General features: G+C 60.0%; 14 protein-coding genes. 9 read left to right on the forward strand and 5 right to left on the reverse strand.

What is annotated here, in order from left to right; genetic code table 11:
- Positions 1-60: 60 nt before the first annotated feature.
- The 4 genes from BLQ98_RS04855 to BLQ98_RS04870 form a co-directional block, all read right to left on the reverse strand.
- Positions 61-1,242 carry an ammonium transporter gene (locus tag BLQ98_RS04855; protein ID WP_093732219.1) on the reverse strand — a complete coding sequence of 394 codons (1,182 nt, stop codon included), beginning with the start codon at positions 1,240-1,242 and terminating at the stop codon, positions 61-63.
- A 160-nt stretch (positions 1,243-1,402) separates the two neighbouring features.
- On the reverse strand, positions 1,403-1,870 hold the full coding sequence (locus BLQ98_RS04860) for a CinA family protein (RefSeq protein ID WP_093732220.1): 468 nt from the start codon (positions 1,868-1,870) through the stop codon (positions 1,403-1,405).
- Positions 1,863-2,360 (reverse strand): phosphatidylglycerophosphatase A family protein, encoded by a 498-nt coding sequence (locus tag BLQ98_RS04865; RefSeq protein WP_093732221.1) that lies wholly within the window; start codon positions 2,358-2,360, stop codon positions 1,863-1,865. The genes BLQ98_RS04860 and BLQ98_RS04865 overlap by 8 nt, the downstream gene beginning before the upstream one ends.
- The gene (locus BLQ98_RS04870) at positions 2,357-3,499 is read right to left on the reverse strand and encodes a bifunctional 2-C-methyl-D-erythritol 4-phosphate cytidylyltransferase/2-C-methyl-D-erythritol 2,4-cyclodiphosphate synthase (protein WP_093732222.1); all 1,143 of its coding nucleotides are present in this window, start codon (positions 3,497-3,499) and stop codon (positions 2,357-2,359) included. The genes BLQ98_RS04865 and BLQ98_RS04870 overlap by 4 nt, the downstream gene beginning before the upstream one ends.
- Positions 3,500-3,681: 182 nt before the next feature.
- On the opposite strand from BLQ98_RS04870, the gene dusB reads away from it, so the two are divergent.
- The 5 genes from dusB (at position 3,682) to ntrX (ending at position 10,896) form a co-directional block, all read left to right on the forward strand.
- Positions 3,682-4,668 (forward strand): tRNA dihydrouridine synthase DusB, encoded by a 987-nt coding sequence (gene dusB, locus BLQ98_RS04875; RefSeq protein ID WP_093732223.1) that lies wholly within the window; start codon positions 3,682-3,684, stop codon positions 4,666-4,668.
- The gene (locus BLQ98_RS04880) at positions 4,668-5,759 is read left to right on the forward strand and encodes a two-component system sensor histidine kinase NtrB (RefSeq protein ID WP_093732224.1); all 1,092 of its coding nucleotides are present in this window, start codon (positions 4,668-4,670) and stop codon (positions 5,757-5,759) included. Before dusB ends, BLQ98_RS04880 begins: the two co-directional genes overlap by 1 nt.
- A gap of 3 nt (positions 5,760-5,762) precedes the next feature.
- A complete protein-coding gene (locus BLQ98_RS04885) occupies positions 5,763-7,136 on the forward strand; it encodes a response regulator (protein WP_093732225.1) in 1,374 nt (457 codons plus the stop codon).
- Between the two features lie 132 nt (positions 7,137-7,268).
- Entirely contained in the window at positions 7,269-9,491 is a 2,223-nt protein-coding gene (locus BLQ98_RS04890) for a sensor histidine kinase NtrY-like (RefSeq protein ID WP_093732364.1), read from the forward strand.
- Positions 9,484-10,896: a nitrogen assimilation response regulator NtrX gene (gene ntrX / locus BLQ98_RS04895; protein ID WP_093732226.1), complete on the forward strand. Its 1,413-nt coding sequence runs from the start codon at positions 9,484-9,486 to the stop codon at positions 10,894-10,896. Before BLQ98_RS04890 ends, ntrX begins: the two co-directional genes overlap by 8 nt.
- 10 nt (positions 10,897-10,906) lie before the next feature.
- Here ntrX and BLQ98_RS04900 read toward each other — a convergent pair whose 3' ends face one another.
- Positions 10,907-11,377, reverse strand: coding sequence for a hypothetical protein (locus tag BLQ98_RS04900; RefSeq protein ID WP_093732227.1), 471 nt, complete (start codon positions 11,375-11,377; stop codon positions 10,907-10,909).
- Between the two features lie 152 nt (positions 11,378-11,529).
- Here BLQ98_RS04900 and trkA point away from each other — a divergent pair, with 152 nt between their 5' ends.
- The 4 genes from trkA (at position 11,530) to hflX (ending at position 16,151) form a co-directional block, all read left to right on the forward strand.
- Positions 11,530-12,906: a Trk system potassium transporter TrkA gene (gene trkA, locus BLQ98_RS04905; RefSeq protein WP_093732228.1), complete on the forward strand. Its 1,377-nt coding sequence runs from the start codon at positions 11,530-11,532 to the stop codon at positions 12,904-12,906.
- A 34-nt stretch (positions 12,907-12,940) separates the two neighbouring features.
- On the forward strand, positions 12,941-14,476 hold the full coding sequence (locus BLQ98_RS04910; RefSeq protein WP_093732229.1) for a TrkH family potassium uptake protein: 1,536 nt from the start codon (positions 12,941-12,943) through the stop codon (positions 14,474-14,476).
- A gap of 140 nt (positions 14,477-14,616) precedes the next feature.
- Complete coding sequence (gene hfq / locus BLQ98_RS04915; protein ID WP_005853497.1) at positions 14,617-14,856, forward strand: RNA chaperone Hfq; 240 nt, start codon at positions 14,617-14,619, stop codon at positions 14,854-14,856.
- Positions 14,853-16,151, forward strand: a complete 1,299-nt coding sequence (hflX, locus tag BLQ98_RS04920; protein WP_167354509.1) for a GTPase HflX — start codon at positions 14,853-14,855, stop codon at positions 16,149-16,151. The genes hfq and hflX overlap by 4 nt, the downstream gene beginning before the upstream one ends.
- Positions 16,152-16,231 lie beyond the last annotated feature (80 nt).

Below are 16,231 nucleotides of genomic sequence, written 5' to 3' on the forward strand. Positions count from 1 at the left end.
GCCGTTTAAAACGACAAAGGCCCCAAGAAGGGGCCTTTGTGTGTGTTTGTTCGATTTGGGTCAGCTGCTTAGATCATAGGCCCGTTCACCATGAACCGACAGATCGAGCCCGTTGACCTCGACCTCTTTGCTGACACGCAGTGGCGTGATTGCCTTGCAGACCAACACCAGCACGACCGTTACCACCGTGGTATAGACCCCAACAATTGCCAGCGATCCTAGCTGTGCGGTCCACGTGCCCGCACCAAGCGCAGCGATCATGATGGTGCCAAAGATACCACCGACACCGTGCACAGCGAAGACATCGAGCGTGTCGTCGATTTTGACCTTGTTGCGGATAAGCACGACGGCTTCTTGACACAGGATACCAGCGACAGCGCCGATCAGCAGGGCTGCCCACGGGCCGACGAATCCGGACGCCGGCGTGATAGAAGCGAGGCCCGCAATGGTGCCCGTGACGATGCCCACCAGCGAAGCTTTGCCGAATTTGATCCGCTCCCACAATGCCCATGTCAGCGACGCCGTTGCGGCAGAGATGTGGGTCACGGTGATTGCCATCGCGGCCCCGCCGTCAGCCGCCAGTTGCGAGCCACCATTAAAGCCGAACCAGCCGACCCACAGCATCGCTGCACCTATCATCACAAAGCCGGGGTTATGAGGCGGCGTGTTGTGGTTCAAACGTGGGCCGAGGAACACGGCAAGGATCAACGCGGCAAGACCGGCTGTTTCATGCACGACGATGCCACCTGCAAAATCGCGCACGCCGACCTCGCCAAAGATACCGCCATCCGCAAGAAAGCCACCGCCCCAAATCCAGTGCACCACCGGCGCATAGCACAGCAGCATCCACAGGCCTGAAAACAGCATCACAAAGCCAAAGCCGATGCGTTCAACATAAGCGCCGACGATGAGCGCTGGTGTGATGATCGCAAAGGTCATCTGGAAGGCGAAGAACAGGATCTCGGGCAGGGTGCCTGACAGGCTGTCAGCAGTGACCCCCGACAGGCCGATCTTGCCCAAGCCGCCCCAGAGGCCCGATGTGTCGGGACCAAAGGCGATGGAGTATCCGGCGAAGAACCACAGCACGCTCATCAGACAGGCGACGCCGTAGGTATGCATGAAAACGCTCAGCACGTTGCGGCTGCGCACGAGGCCGCCATAGAAGAGCGCGAGCCCCGGTAATGTCATGAACAGGACCAAGGCCGTGGCGGTCATGATCCAGGCCGTATCAGCTGCGTTCATCTTGGTTTCCTCCCGAAAGGTTTTAGGTTGCAAACGGGTGAAACGGATGTGCGCGCGCGACAAAAGTTAAAATGTGGGCAAAGCCGGTGATTAAACGGGCATTTCTACATTAGCCACATATTTAGGCAGCAATTTAGCCATGCCGCCTGTTTTGCGGGCGTTATGCAATCGCCTCAAAAATCAGCCCCAAGGCGAAATCGCGGGCAGCGCGGCGGACCTTATCGCGGCCCAATGCGCCGAACTCTTGCGTTTGGGTGGTGATACCGGACGGCGTGGCGAGGCCGAAACAGACGCGGCCTTCGGGCTTATGCTCTGACCCGCCGGGGCCTGCGATGCCGGTGATCGACACGGCGATTTGCGCGCCGGATCGTGCCAAGGCACCACGCGCCATTTCAAGGGCGACCTGCTCGGACACCGCGCCGTGGACGTCCAGCGTCGCGGCGCTGACGCCGAGCAAGTCGATCTTGGCGGCATTGGTATAGGTGACAAAGCCGCGGTCAAAGATCGCCGATGATCCGGGCAATTCGGTCAGCGCGGCAGCGACCATGCCGCCGGTGCAGCTTTCTGCACAGGCGATCATGACCTCGCGCGCGCGCGCACGATCCAGAAGGGCATGCAGATCAGGCAAAGAGATACACGTGATAGAGCACGGCCAGTGCAATCACCCCGAGCAGAGCGAAGATGCCTGCAAAGATATCATCCAGCATCACGCCAAGCGCATCTCCGCGCCGGTCGGCCCAGCCGATGATCAGCGGTTTCCAGATGTCGAACAGACGGAACAGGGCAAAAGCCGCGATCCAGCCGGGCCACATCACAAGGATGTTCATATCCATCGTCCAACTGGCATAGCTGAGCGGCAGCAGCGCGACCCATTGGCCCGCAACCTCGTCGATCACGATCTCGGACGGGTCATGGTCGGTGCTGCCTGCGGTCATCTGCGCAGTGGCCCACCAGCCTGCTGCAAATGTGAGGATCACGCCCGCAATCAGCAATGGCAGCCCGCCGATCACATGCAGCAGCCACGCCCAAGGCAGCGCCACAAGCGAGCCCCAAGTGCCTGACGCGGGGCGGATATAGCCAACCCCCAGAACAGTCGCGATCAGCTTTGCCAAAGTCATAGTTTCGCCAATGTTGCTGTGGCCATGCAGGCGATGCCTTCGCCGCGGCCGGTAAATCCCAAACGTTCGGAAGTGGTTGCCTTGACCGAAACGCGGTTTTCTTCAAGCGACAGTATATCGGCCATCACGCGGCGCATCTCTGCGGCATGAGGCCCCACTTTGGGGTATTCGCAGATCAGCGTGCAATCGACATGGGTCAGGGTGAACCCTTCGCTGCGCGCCAGATCGGCGGCATGACGCAAAAAAATGTGGCTTTGCGCGCCCTTCCATTGCGGATCAGACGGGGGGAAGTGCTGGCCGATGTCGCCCATAGCCAGCGCGCCATAGATCGCATCGGTGACAGTATGCATGCCGACATCGGCGTCGGAATGGCCGACAAGCCCCTGATCATGCGGGATATCGACTCCGCAAAGGGTCACATGATCCCCCGGACCAAAGGCGTGTACGTCGAACCCGTTGCCGGTGCGAATATCCATCGAAGACTCCAATATGCGGGCGGCGCGGGACAAATCACCCGGCACCGTGATTTTCAGGTTATCCACGCTGCCAAGGGTGATGGCAACCGCAACACCCGCGGCGCGGGCGACTTCGACATCATCGGCGGCGACACCTTTGAACGCGGCATGAGCGGCGCGGATTGTGGCGGCGTCGAACCCTTGGGGCGTTTGTGCGGCATAAAGCGCCGTGCGGTCCTGCGTGCCTGCAACGGCACCGTCTTCGGCAACCCAAAGCGCGTCAGTGACAGGCAGACCGGGGGCGGCCGCGGCATCTGTGGCCAGCGCGTCGATCACGCCGTCGATAATCTGCGGCGTGACACAGGGGCGGGCGGCATCGTGGATCAGCACCAGATCGGCATCGCCCAGCAACGCCAGCCCATTGCGGACAGATGCTGCGCGATCCGCGCCCCCTTCGGCCACAAGGCAGCCTTGTGCGGTAAACCCTTCGGCCTCAGCCATGTCACCGGCGCTCAGAACGATGATGATCCGCTCGATCTTGGGATACCTCTGAAATGCGGTCAGCGTGTGGTCGATTACGCGTTTCCCGCAAAGCGGCTGCCACTGCTTGGCCACGGCGCCACCCGCACGTGTGCCCCGTCCGGCAGCCACGATGAGAGCTGCGATTTTCGGTGTCGACGTCATCGTCCACTCCCTTAGATAAACTCGCCCCGTTCTAAGCAGGGAAAGCTGCCGGCGCAATCGGCTGCACCATGTGATTAAATTTTAGGCAATAGGTCAGTTTTTCACCGGCCAGAGCTGCTGGTTTGATTGAGTTCCCACCCTTGGCTCGGTACACCAAAGGCAACTGCACAAGGATTAAGCGTTTGGATCTCTCGGATCTACCTTTCAAACTCAACCCGCCGGTTCTGCTGGCCCCTATGGCGGGGATCACCGATTTACCGTTCCGCAATCTGGTCGCGTCCTTCGGCGCAGGGCTTGTGGTGTCCGAGATGGTCGCCAGCGTCGATATGATCAATGCCCGCCCCGGTACGCTGGAAAAGGCCGAACTGGGTCTGGGTATTGAAGGCACTGCCGTGCAACTGGCGGGCCGCGAAGCCGCGCCAATGGCCGAAGCCGCGCGCATGGTCGAAGGGCAGGGTGCGCGGGTGATCGACATCAATATGGGCTGTCCGGCCAAAAAAGTGACGCAAGGCTTTTCCGGCTCTGCGCTGATGAAAACGCCCGACCACGCGCTGCGCCTGATCGAAGCGGTCGTGAATGCCGTCAAGGTGCCCGTCACGCTCAAGACGCGGTTGGGTTGGGACGACGATATGCTTAACGCGCCGCAGATCGCTGCGCGGGCCGAAGAAGCGGGGATCACCATGATCACCATCCACGGGCGCACGCGCTGCCAGTTCTATAAGGGTGCCGCCGATTGGGCTGCCATTGCGGGCGTCAAACAGGCGGTCTCCATTCCTGTGATCGCCAATGGCGATATCATCAGCACCGATGCCGCGCGGCAGGCGTTGGCGCAGTCGGGTTCCGACGGTGTCATGATCGGGCGCGGTGCCCAAGGCAAACCGTGGCTGCTGGCTCAAGTGGCCCATGATCTGTTCGGCGCGCCCGCACCGGTTATCCCGCAGGGAGCCGAATTCGCGCGCATGGTGGCGGACCACTACGAGGCGATCATCCGGTTCTATGGCGAGGTGATCGGCCTACGCGTCGCCCGCAAACATCTGGGTTGGTACATGGATACCAGCAACACGCCCGCCGATCTGCGCCGTGCCATGTTGACCGCATCCAGCCCCGCCGAGGTGCACCGTCTTATTCCGTCCGCCTGCTTGCCGGACCACCAGTTGGAGGCCGCCTGATGTCGCTGGATGCCGTCTTTGCATCGCTGCCCGTGCCCGCCATTTTGATTGACACCGATGACATGATCGCCGAGCTGAACTCCGAAGCCGAAGGGTTTTTGAACGCCTCTGCCAAATCCGTGCGCGGCGTGCCGGTGTGGGACATGATTGCCGTCGATGCTCCGTTAGAAGAGGCGTTCACGCGCGCCCGCGACAACGGCACGCCCTTGTTCGTGAATGATGTGGATGTCGGCAGCGGTCAGCGTCCGCCGGTGCAATGTGCGCTGCATTTTGCGCCGCTGATCGATGCCGCCGGGCAGATGATCCTGATGATCACCCCGCGCGAGATGGCCGGTCGGATGACGCAGAATAATTCAGTCAAATCCGCCGCCAAATCCGCCATCGGCATGGCCGAAATGCTGGCCCATGAGATCAAGAACCCGCTGGCAGGGATCACGGGTGCCGCGCAATTGCTCAGCATGAACCTGAGCACCGAGGATCTGGAGCTGACCGATCTGATCGTCGCGGAATCGCGCCGAATCGTGAAGCTGCTGGAACAGGTCGAACAATTCGGTAACCTCATGCCGCCGGAGCGCAAGGCGGTGAACCTGCATGACGCGCTTGATCGTGCGCGCCGTTCCGCGTTGTTGGGATTTGGCGCGCGCATGAAGATCATCGAGGATTATGACCCCTCGCTGCCGCCGGCCTTGGGCGACAAGGACCAGCTGTTGCAGGTCGTGCTGAACCTGATCAAGAACGCGTCAGAGGCGGCGGGCCCATCGGGCGGCACGATCCGGCTGCACAGCTATTACGAACATTCCTTCCGCCTGCGGCGCTCTGACGGGACGGCACAGTCGCTGCCGCTGCAGATCGAGGTGATTGATGACGGCCCCGGCCTGCCCGAAGCGATCCGCGCCGATGTCTTTGAACCCTTTGTGTCGGGGCGCGAGAACGGCACCGGTCTGGGGTTGGCGCTGGTGAGCAAGATCATTTCCGACCACGGCGGCTGGATCACGGTAGATTCGGTTCCCGGCAAAACCGTGTTCCGCATTTCGCTGCCGCGGGCCGACAAGACCCAAATTGAAAATACAGCTTCCGAACAGGAGAGATAACAGATGGATGGCACAGTTCTGGTTGCTGACGACGACCGCACAATTCGCACCGTTCTGACACAGGCACTGACCCGCGCAGGCTGCAAGGTGCACGCGACATCCAGCCTGACGACCCTGATGCGTTGGGTGGGTGAAGGCAAAGGCGATGTGGTCATCTCGGATGTGGTGATGCCTGACGGCAACGGGCTCGAGATGCTGCCAAAGATTGCACAGGACCGTCCCGGCCTGCCTGTGATCGTGATCTCGGCGCAGAACACGATCATGACCGCGATCAAGGCAGCAGAGGCCGAGGCCTACGACTATCTCCCCAAGCCTTTCGATCTGCCTGACCTGATGAAACGTACGGCTCGCGCGCTTGAACGCAGTGGTCCGACGCGGCGTCCGGCGCAGACAAGCTCTGACACCGATGGGGACCGCGATGATCTGCCGCTGGTGGGGCGCACGCCAGTAATGCAAGCGCTGTACCGCGTGGTGGCGCGGGTGATGAACACCGATCTACCGGTCCTGATCTGGGGTGAATCCGGCACCGGCAAGTCGCTGATCGGCAAGGCTATCCACGATTTTTCCGACCGGCGGAACCTGCCGTTTGTCACCGTGACCTCGGCCGACTTGCAAGACATCGAGGGCCCGATGCGCGCGCTGGCACGGGTGCGCGGCGGCACGCTGTTGATCGACGAGATCGGCGATTTCCCGGAGGAACTTCAGGCGCGTATCGCGCGGATGATGGATTCTCCCGGTGAACATGCGCCGCGTTTTCTTGCGACCAGCCAGTCCGACATGGCCGCCGCGATGAAAGCGGGTACGCTGCGCCGCGACCTGTACTACCGTCTTTCGGGCGCAACGCTGCATGTCCCTGCGCTGCGCGACCGGGTAGATGACATTGCCTTGCTTGCAGCGCATTTTCTTGAACGGTCTGAAACCGGCAATTCCGCGCCACGTGCCCTGTCTGAAGGGGCGGCAAAAGTCTTTGCTAACTATCAATGGCCCGGTAACGTGCGACAGCTGGAACACGCGATGCGCCAACTGGCCCTGACAAGTCGTGCGCCAGAGATCACCCAATCCGAGGCAGAGCAAGTTCTGGGGGCCCAGCCCGATCCCGAACCCCTGCGCGCGCAGGCCAATACCGAAAAGCTCGGGGCGTCCGTAGAGCGGCATTTGCAACGATATTTCGATCAGCATGGTTCAATGCTGCCGCCCCCCGGTCTTTACGCCCGCATTTTGCGCGAAATCGAAGCGCCCTTGATCGAGATTGCACTGGCCGCAACCGCGGGTAACCAGGCGAAATGTGCCGACTTGTTGGGAATCAACCGTAATACATTGAGAAAAAAGATCACCGATCTCGATATTGAGGTGACACGCGGTCGAAAAATGATGTAAAAGCGCCACATAACCGTGGCCATCTAGCCTCAAGGCTGGATCAGGATCACATAAATGGGCGGTTGATGCATTCGTGCATCACATCATCGGTGAGGATAGCGGGTGCTTACCCGGTCACGCAGCTATTATCTTATGCGGCTTGAGCGCCTGCGCCGGATCAGGCGCGTGCGTAATCTGGCGACCCTGGGGCTTGTGGTTCTGGGGCCGGTGCTTGCGCTTGTCACCTATCTGGTGCTCGGGCCCCTCGAACAGGGCGGCAATACGCCAAGCTTGCGCATCATTCTGCTGATTGATCTGGTCTATATCCTGCTGGTCGCCGCACTTGTTCTGAGCGAGGTCGCGCGGTTAATCGCGGCACGTCGGGCGAAATCCGCAGGATCGCGGCTACACCTTCGGCTGACCGGCGTGTTCGCGTTGATGGCGTTGATCCCGACGGTCAGCGTCGCGGTTTTTGCGGGGCTGACGATCAATGTCGGGCTTGAGGGGTGGTTCTCGGATCGGGTGCGGTCTGTGGTGGGGAACTCTCTTGCTGCCGCCGAAGCCTATGAAAACGAACAAAGCGATGATCTGCGGGAGGATGCGATAGCACTTGCCCGTGCGATCGATCAGGCCCGCAATCAGGGTGTTGATGTGCCCGATACACAGCTTTTGGCGGATGGGCAGCGCCTGATCCAGCGGGGTCTGCGCGAGGCCTATATGATCGACGGCACCGGCGAGATCCGCGCGCGCGGCGACCGGTCCTATCTGTTTGATTTCGAACAACCGACCCCCGAACAGATCCGCGCGGCGCAGGCGCTGGACGGTGCACCGCTGGTGATCGAGGACTGGGCCAACAATGAATTCCGCGCTCTGGTTTTGATGGAGGCCTTCATCGATCGCTACCTCTACGTCAGCCGCGACGTGGATGGCAAAATCCTGTCACTGCTTGATGACACCAAGGAAACCGTGCGGCTGTATCAACAGCTTGAAAACGAACGCGGCAAGCTGCTGTTCGAATTCGGGCTGCTTTACGTCGGGTTTGCGGTGATCCTTATTCTGGCGTCAATCTGGCTGGGGCTCTGGTTCGCGGAACGTCTTTCGGGCCCCGTTGGCCGTTTGACGGGGGCGGCACAGCAGGTTGGTGCCGGTGATCTTGAGGTGCAGGTACGTGAAGAAGACGGCGATGACGAGATCGCGATGCTGGGGCGCTATTTCAACCAGATGACGAAGCAGCTTAAAGGCCAGCGTGAAACCTTGCTCGACAACACGCGCCAGATTGAACGCCGGCGCCGCTTATTTGATTCAGTGCTCAGCTCGGTCACCTCGGGCGTTGTAGGTTTGGACCCTGAAGGGCGGGTCGCCTTTGTGAATCGGTCCGCCGCGCGGCTGCTGGACTGGAGCGAGGACCAGCAATCGTTCGCGCTTTCGGTCGCAGTCCCAGAATTCGCGACGTTGTTCAACACTGTGGTGACTGGCAAGAACGAGGTGGCGCAGGGCGAGATCAAAGTCTCGCGCCAAGGGCAGATGGAAAACCTGCTGGTGCGTGTCGCCACCCGCCGTAGCGAGGACGGCCGGCTCGAGGGCTATGTTGTGGCCTTTGACGACGTGACCGATCTGGTCAGCGCGCAACGTATGGCGGCTTGGGGCGACGTCGCGCGCAGGATTGCACACGAGATCAAGAACCCGCTGACCCCGATCCAGTTGAGCGCAGAGCGGATCCAGCGCAAGTTCGGCCCCAAGCTACCTGATGATGCGGCGAGCCTCGAACAACTCACTGGTGTGATCATCCGACAGACCGGCGATCTGCGGCGCATTGTCGACGAATTCTCGAAATTTGCGCGCATGCCAGAACCCGAGACATCGGTGCAAAACGTGGTTCAGGTGCTGCGGGATGCGGTCGTGCTACAGCAGTCAGGCCAGCCAGACGTCACCATCAGCGCCAATCTGCCGACGCAGGACGTCATGGCGCGCATTGATCAGACAATGCTGTCGCAAGCCTTAACAAATTTGATTAAGAACGCGGGCGAAGCCATTGAAAGCCGACACGAAAACAATCCTGACGCAGAGATTGAACCCCGTATCAAGGTGCAGTTGACCACCAGCCAAACAGCGCTACAGATTACCATAGCGGATAATGGCATCGGATTGCCGGAAGACCGCGCACGACTGTTCGAGCCATATGTCACCACCCGATCCGAAGGGACTGGCCTTGGCTTGTCCATCGTGAAAAAGATCATTGAAGAACACGGCGGGACATTAACGTTGGAAAACGCACCGGTCTTTGCAGGCGAAACACATTTCGGCGCGATGGCGGTCATCACGCTCCCCCTTGCTGCCCCCACCGGAACACCAGAACTGGAGACCCATAATGAGTGACATTCTGATCGTTGACGACGAGCGCGACATCCGCGAGTTGATTTCGGACATTCTGGAGGACGAAGGTTTTGTCACGCGACTGGCGGGCAATTCGGACGACGCGATCGCGGCCATCAATGCCGAACCGCCTGCGCTGATGATCCTTGATATCTGGCTGAAAGACAGCCGGATGGACGGGATCGACATTCTGAAAACAGTAAAACGGGACAATCCGGATGTGCCTGTTGTCATCATCTCCGGGCATGGGAATATCGAAATCGCGGTCGCGGCGATCAAGCAGGGTGCCTATGACTTCATCGAAAAACCCTTTAATATTGATCAGCTGATGGTGGTGATCCGCCGCGCGATGGAGACCTCTCGCTTGCGCCGCGAAAACCAGAGCCTCAAGCGCCGCGAGGTGGTGAGCACCGATATGATCGGTAGCTCGACCTCATTTAAGACCCTCATGGGGCAGCTTGATAAAGTTACCAAATCCAACGGCCGCGTCATGTTGCGCGGGCCTGCGGGCGCGGGCAAGGAAATCGCCGCGCGCTATATCCACGCCAATTCCAACCGCGCTTCGGCACCGTTTGTCACGGTCAATTGCGCCAGCGTTGCGCCGGACCGGATGGAAGAAGTGCTGTTTGGGCGGGAAACCCCCGAACGCGGCGTCGAACCTGGGCTGCTTGAACAGGCGCATGGCGGTGTGATCTTCTTTGACGAAGTCGCCGATCTACCGCTTGGGACGCAATCGAAAATCCTGCGGGTTCTGGTGGATCAGCAGTTCACACGCGTCGGCGGCAACGACAAGGTCCGCGTTGATCTACGCGTTATATCCAGCACAAGCAAAGACTTGGATGCCGCAATCAAGGAAGACACATTCCGTCAAGAGCTCTTTCACCGGCTGAACGTCGTGCCGATCTCGGTCCCGTCACTGGAAGACCGTCGCGATGATATTCCGGTTTTGGCCCGCCATTTTATTGCCGATTTCAACACCTCGCAGGGTCTGCCGCTGCGTGAATTCTCTGATGATGCAGAAGCGCTTTTGCAGACGATGGTCTGGCCCGGCAACGTGCGCCAACTCAAGAACCTTGTGGAACGCGTGCTCATCCTTGGCGATGGGACTGGGCCGATTGAGGCGCGCGAACTGCCGGGCGAAGAAGAGACCACCGACGACGAAGGGCGTGTCGTCTTGTCGGGGGCCTTGGCCACTTTGCCGCTGCGTGAAGCACGCGAAGCATTTGAACGTGAATATCTGCTCACCCAGATCAATCGTTTCGGCGGGAACATCAGCCGCACGGCGAATTTCGTTGGAATGGAACGGTCTGCCCTGCACCGCAAGCTCAAGAGCCTCGGGGTGGTGACCTCTGCCAAGTCCGGCACGCGGGTGGCGCATGTGGATGATGACGGGGCCAGCGAAGGCTGACCCCCGTGGCCTAGCCTTGGGTCACGATCTGGAAGCTGCCATCGCCATTGCGGATCACGCAGGACTTGGCGTTCAGCGCGGGCAGGGCGGTGGTGCGCCCTACCGGCGCGGATTTGGCGATGCCTGCAGGGCATTGCGGGATCGACACCGGCGCAAAGCCCGCGTCTGCCATGCACTGTGTTTCGACCCGTTTGCGCAGATCGGCACCTGGGTCCACCGTATAGGTCTGACCCGGTTCAAAATATCCCGCGCGGGTATAGCAGCGACCGTCGGACCGGCAAATCTGGTGCGGCGGGATAAAACGCGGCGGGGTGCGTAGGGTCTGTAGTGCCACTGGCACCTTCGCCAGCGCATCGACCTGACATTGCGTTGTCTGCCGTTCAACCACTGCAACAGTGGCACCAGGTTTATAGTAGGTATTAAGCGGTGCGCAGGCCGCCAGTGCCACGCCACCCCATATGATCAATGCAGCTTTGCGCATCAGTTGACTCCTTCACACTATGGCGCAACTCTGACATTTGAATTGACCCTTGCATAGCCATCTGTCATTCAAATCACTGGCATATCACGGGTCACGCGGGCACGCCCAGCTGGTGACGCAAGGCAAGGCTTTACGCCAAAGGAACCCCATTTATGAAAGTGATCATTTGCGGCGCAGGGCAGGTCGGGTGGCAGATCGCCCGCCATCTTTCGGGCGAACGCAACGACGTCACGATCGTTGACAGCAACGCCGATCTGGTGCGCCGTGCGACGGATACGCTGGACGTGCAGGGGATCGCGGGGTTTGCAAGCTATCCCGACGTGTTAGACCGTGCGGGGGCACGCGACGCCGAGATGATCATCGCTGCGACACATTCGGACGAGGTCAATATGGTCACCTGTCAGGTGGCGCATTCGGTCTTTGGCATCAACCGCAAGATCGCACGCCTGCGCAGCCAATCCTATCTGACGGCGATCTATTCGGATCTTTACCGCCGCGACCACATGCCGATCGATGTTGTGATCTCGCCTGAAAAAGAGGTCGCCAATGCAGCGCTGCAACGGCTTTCGGCGCCTGCGGCCTTTGATACTGAAACCTTCATGGACGGTATGGCGCAATTGCTCGGCATCCAGATCGACGAGGACTGTCCGGTCGTAAACACGCCGCTGCGCCAATTGACCGACCTGTTTTCCACGCTGCGCGCGGTTGTGGTCGGGGTGCGCCGGGATGGCACGCTGTTTGCGCCTGAATCAAAGGACCAGCTGTTTGTCGGCGATGCCTGCTATGTCTTTTGTCACCGTGATGACATCCCCCGTACGCTCGAGATTTTTGGCAAAAAGACCAGCAAACTTGAGCGCGTTGTGCTGGTGGGTGGCGGCAATGTCGGGTTGGCCGTCGCGCAAAACCTTGAAACACGCGGCAAGCGCGTCCGCACCAAGATGATCGAAAAGAACCGCCGCATTGCAGAACGGGCCGCCGAAGCATTGGAACGGACCATCGTGTTGAACGGCGATGGCCTTGATGCGTCTTTGCTGGCCGAAGCCGGCATTGGCCGTGCCGATGCGATGATGGCGATCACGGATGATGATAAAACCAACATGCTGGCCTGTGTGCGCGCCAAATCCGAAGGCTGCCCCTATGTTATTGCGCTGATCAACGACCCGACGCTGGTCCTCCTGATGGAACCCTTGGGCATCGACGCCTATATCAACCCGCGTTCCACGACCGTCAGCTCTATCCTGCGGCACATCCGTCACGGGCGGGTGCGGTCGGTCTATTCCATCGGCGACGCCGAGGCAGAGGTGATCGAAGCCGAGGTGCTGTCAACCTCTCCGATTGCGGGCAAACGCGTCTCTGACATTGATTTCCCCGAAGGTGCGCTGATGGGCATGGTTCGCAAGGGCGACGAAGTGATGCGCCCGCTTGGCACGACCCGCATTGAAGAAGGCGATGTCATCGCTGTGTTCTGTCTGGCAAAAGACGTGCCGCAGGTCGAACAGCTGATGCAGGTCTCGATCGACTTTTTCTGATGGCACCTGCGCCCATATCACCGGAGCGCCGCACGTGAGACGCAAATCCTATATCCGCCGCGAGATCCTCGAGCTGCCGCTGTTCCTGCTGATCTTTGGCGTGTTCAGCGCCTCAACGATCTTCCCGGCGATCTTTGCCCTGTCCACGCAGGACCATCTGGCGTCGCGGGCATTTTTCTATTCGGGGCTGCTGGGGGTGATTATCTTTACCCTGATCGCGGTCGCCCATGGCGGACGGCGCGCGCGGCACGGGGCCTTGGGGCCGTTGATGTCGCTGTTTTCCAGCTTTGTCTTTTTGCCCGCGCTGCTGGCGATCCCGTTTCTTGAGGCCCTGCCGACCACGCGCTTCCTGCACGCCTATTTCGATATGGTCAGTTCTATCACTACGACTGGCGCGACCCTGTTCGACGATCCGGGCCGGATCAGCGACACGCTTCATCTGTGGCGCGCGCAGGTCGCATGGATGGGCGGGCTGCTGATGTGGATCGCGGCCTCGGCGATTTTGGCTCCTTTGCACCTCGGCGGGTTCGAGGTCACTTCGCAGGCCGAACCGGGGAACCCGGACGAGCGGCGCAGCAATATGGGCCAGATCAATCCGCGCCAACGGCTGCTGCGGGCGGCTGGCGCGTTAACGCCCACATATTGCGCTTTGACGTTGATGCTGTGGGTGCTGCTGCTGGCCAATGGCGACCGGTCGTTGGTGGCGCTGTGCCACGCGATGTCGGTACTTGCGACGTCGGGCATATCGCCCTTGGGCGGTACCCATGAAACCGGTGTCGGCTTTGGGTCCGAAGCAATGATGATGCTGTTTATGCTGTTCGCGCTGTCGCGGCTGACCTTTTCAAAGGACACGGTGACGGCAACCCAAGGCGGTCTTTTCACCGACCCCGAATTTCGCATCGGCCTGGCGTTGATCCTTGGCGTCCCTGCGCTTCTTTTTGTGCGCCATTTCCTGGGGGCGTTCGATGTAGACGCAAGTGCCGAAGCGCTTGAAACCGGTAGCGCGTTCTGGGGTGCGATGTTCACGGTAACCTCGTTCCTGACGACCACCGGATTCGTCAGCGCATCCTGGGCCGAGGCCCAAAGCTGGTCGGGGCTCGAAACACCGGGGCTAATCCTGATGGGGTTGGCGCTGATCGGGGGCGGGGTGGCGACCACCGCGGGTGGGGTCAAACTGCTGCGGGTCTTTGCGCTTTATCGCAACGGTGTGCGCGAAATGGAGCGCTTGGTCCATCCGCACTCTGTTTCCGGAGCCGGACAGGCGGGGCGGCGGCTGCAAAGCAACGGGGCGTTTATCGCTTGGATCTTCTTTATGCTCTTCGCCTTGTCGCTCGCGGCGGTGACCTTGCTCCTTACCTTTGTGGGTGCGCCTTTTGCCGACGCGCTGGTCATGTCGGTGGCGACGCTTTCCACCACAGGCCCGTTAATGGAATTCGCCGCCGATGCGCCAATCATGCTGATTCAGCTCGGCGACGGGGCCAAAATCATCCTATGCGCGGCAATGGTGCTTGGGCGTCTCGAAACCTTGGCTATTATTGCACTGCTAACCCCTGCTTTGTGGCGCACATGACACGCAAGGTAGCTTTGGGCGCAACAGTTCTGACATTTTGGGGTGGAAACTCCCTTCACAGGTCTTCATAGTCTTTCGAAGGGGGGACCGATCCGCGGTTGCCAGCAAGAATAACAGCAAGAACAAGAGCGAGACCAACAATGGCGGCTGACCGACAAAACCTGCAAGACGCATTCCTGAACCATGTGCGTAAGACAAAGGTGCCGGTAACGATTTTCCTGATTAACGGCGTGAAGCTTCAAGGTGTTATCACGTGGTTTGACAATTTCTGTGTTCTGCTACGCCGCGATGGCCAATCGCAGCTTGTTTATAAACACGCGATTTCTACGATCATGCCAAGCACGCCAATCTCACTATACGAGGGTGAAGACGCTAATTGAGCCGACCTCCATTCCAAATTGATGACACCGCAGGCCCGAAGCGTACTCGGGCTTGGGTGATTCACCCTGACATCAAGTCAGACAATGACCGCCGCGTTGCAGAGCCCGCCTTGGCCGAAGCCGTCGCACTGGCGCATGCCTTGCCGCATCTGGATGTCGAAGGGTCGAATATCGTGCCCCTGCGCACCGTGAGCGCGGGCATGCTGTTCGGCTCCGGTAAAATCCAAGAGCTCAAGACCGTCTTTGAAGAGGCTGAAGTTGACCTTGTTCTGGTCGACGGACCCGTCACACCTGTGCAGCAGCGCAACCTTGAAAAGGCGTGGAACGTCAAACTGCTGGATCGCACCGGTCTCATCCTCGAGATTTTCAGCGACCGTGCTGCGACCCGCGAGGGTGTCTTGCAGGTCGAGATGGCAGCATTGAACTATCAGCGTACGCGGTTGGTCCGCGCCTGGACCCACCTTGAACGTCAACGTGGTGGTTTGGGCTTTGTCGGTGGCCCCGGCGAGACGCAGATTGAATCGGACCGTCGTGCCATTGACGAACAGCTAGTGCGCTTGCGCCGGCAGCTGGACAAAGTCGTCAAAACCCGCGCCCTGCACCGCGCTGCGCGGGCCAAGGTGCCGTTCCCGATTGTCGCGCTTGTCGGCTATACCAACGCCGGTAAATCGACGCTTTTCAATCGCATGACCGGCGCCGAGGTAATGGCCAAGGATATGCTTTTTGCCACGCTGGACCCAACAATGCGCAGCCTTGTGTTGCCCGATGGGCCAGAGATTATCCTCAGCGATACCGTGGGCTTTATCTCTGACCTGCCGACCGAACTGGTCGCGGCCTTCCGCGCGACGCTGGAAGAGGTGCTTGCCGCGGATATCATCTGCCACGTGCGCGACATTTCCCACGCCGAAAGCGAGAGCCAGGCCCAGAACGTGCGGGATATTCTGACGTCATTGGGCGTGCCCAAAGATACGCGCAGTTTTGAAGTCTGGAACAAGCTCGACCAGCTTGACGACGACCGCGCCGACGCCGTGCGTGCCCGTGCGCAACGCGATGACAGTGTCCTTGCCATCTCTGCCATCACAGGCGAGGGGCTGGACGAGCTGCAAGCAGTCATCGCCGAAGCGCTTCAGGGGGCCGTACGCGAGGCAGAGCTGACGCTGGCCTTTTCCGATGGCAAAAAGCGTGCGTGGCTGTTCGAACAGGACGTCGTGATCGAGGAAACCCAGACCGAAGACGGGTTCAATCTGATCGTACGCTGGTCCGCGCAGCAAGAAGCGCAATACCAGCGGCTGTAAGGCCGGCGGGTCTCGGGACCATACAAAAGGAGATAAAAACCGCTCGGAAAAGTCGCATTTTCCGGGCGCTGCTGCATATG

Source organism: Sulfitobacter litoralis (assembly GCF_900103185.1).
Classification (GTDB): domain Bacteria; phylum Pseudomonadota; class Alphaproteobacteria; order Rhodobacterales; family Rhodobacteraceae; genus Sulfitobacter; species Sulfitobacter litoralis.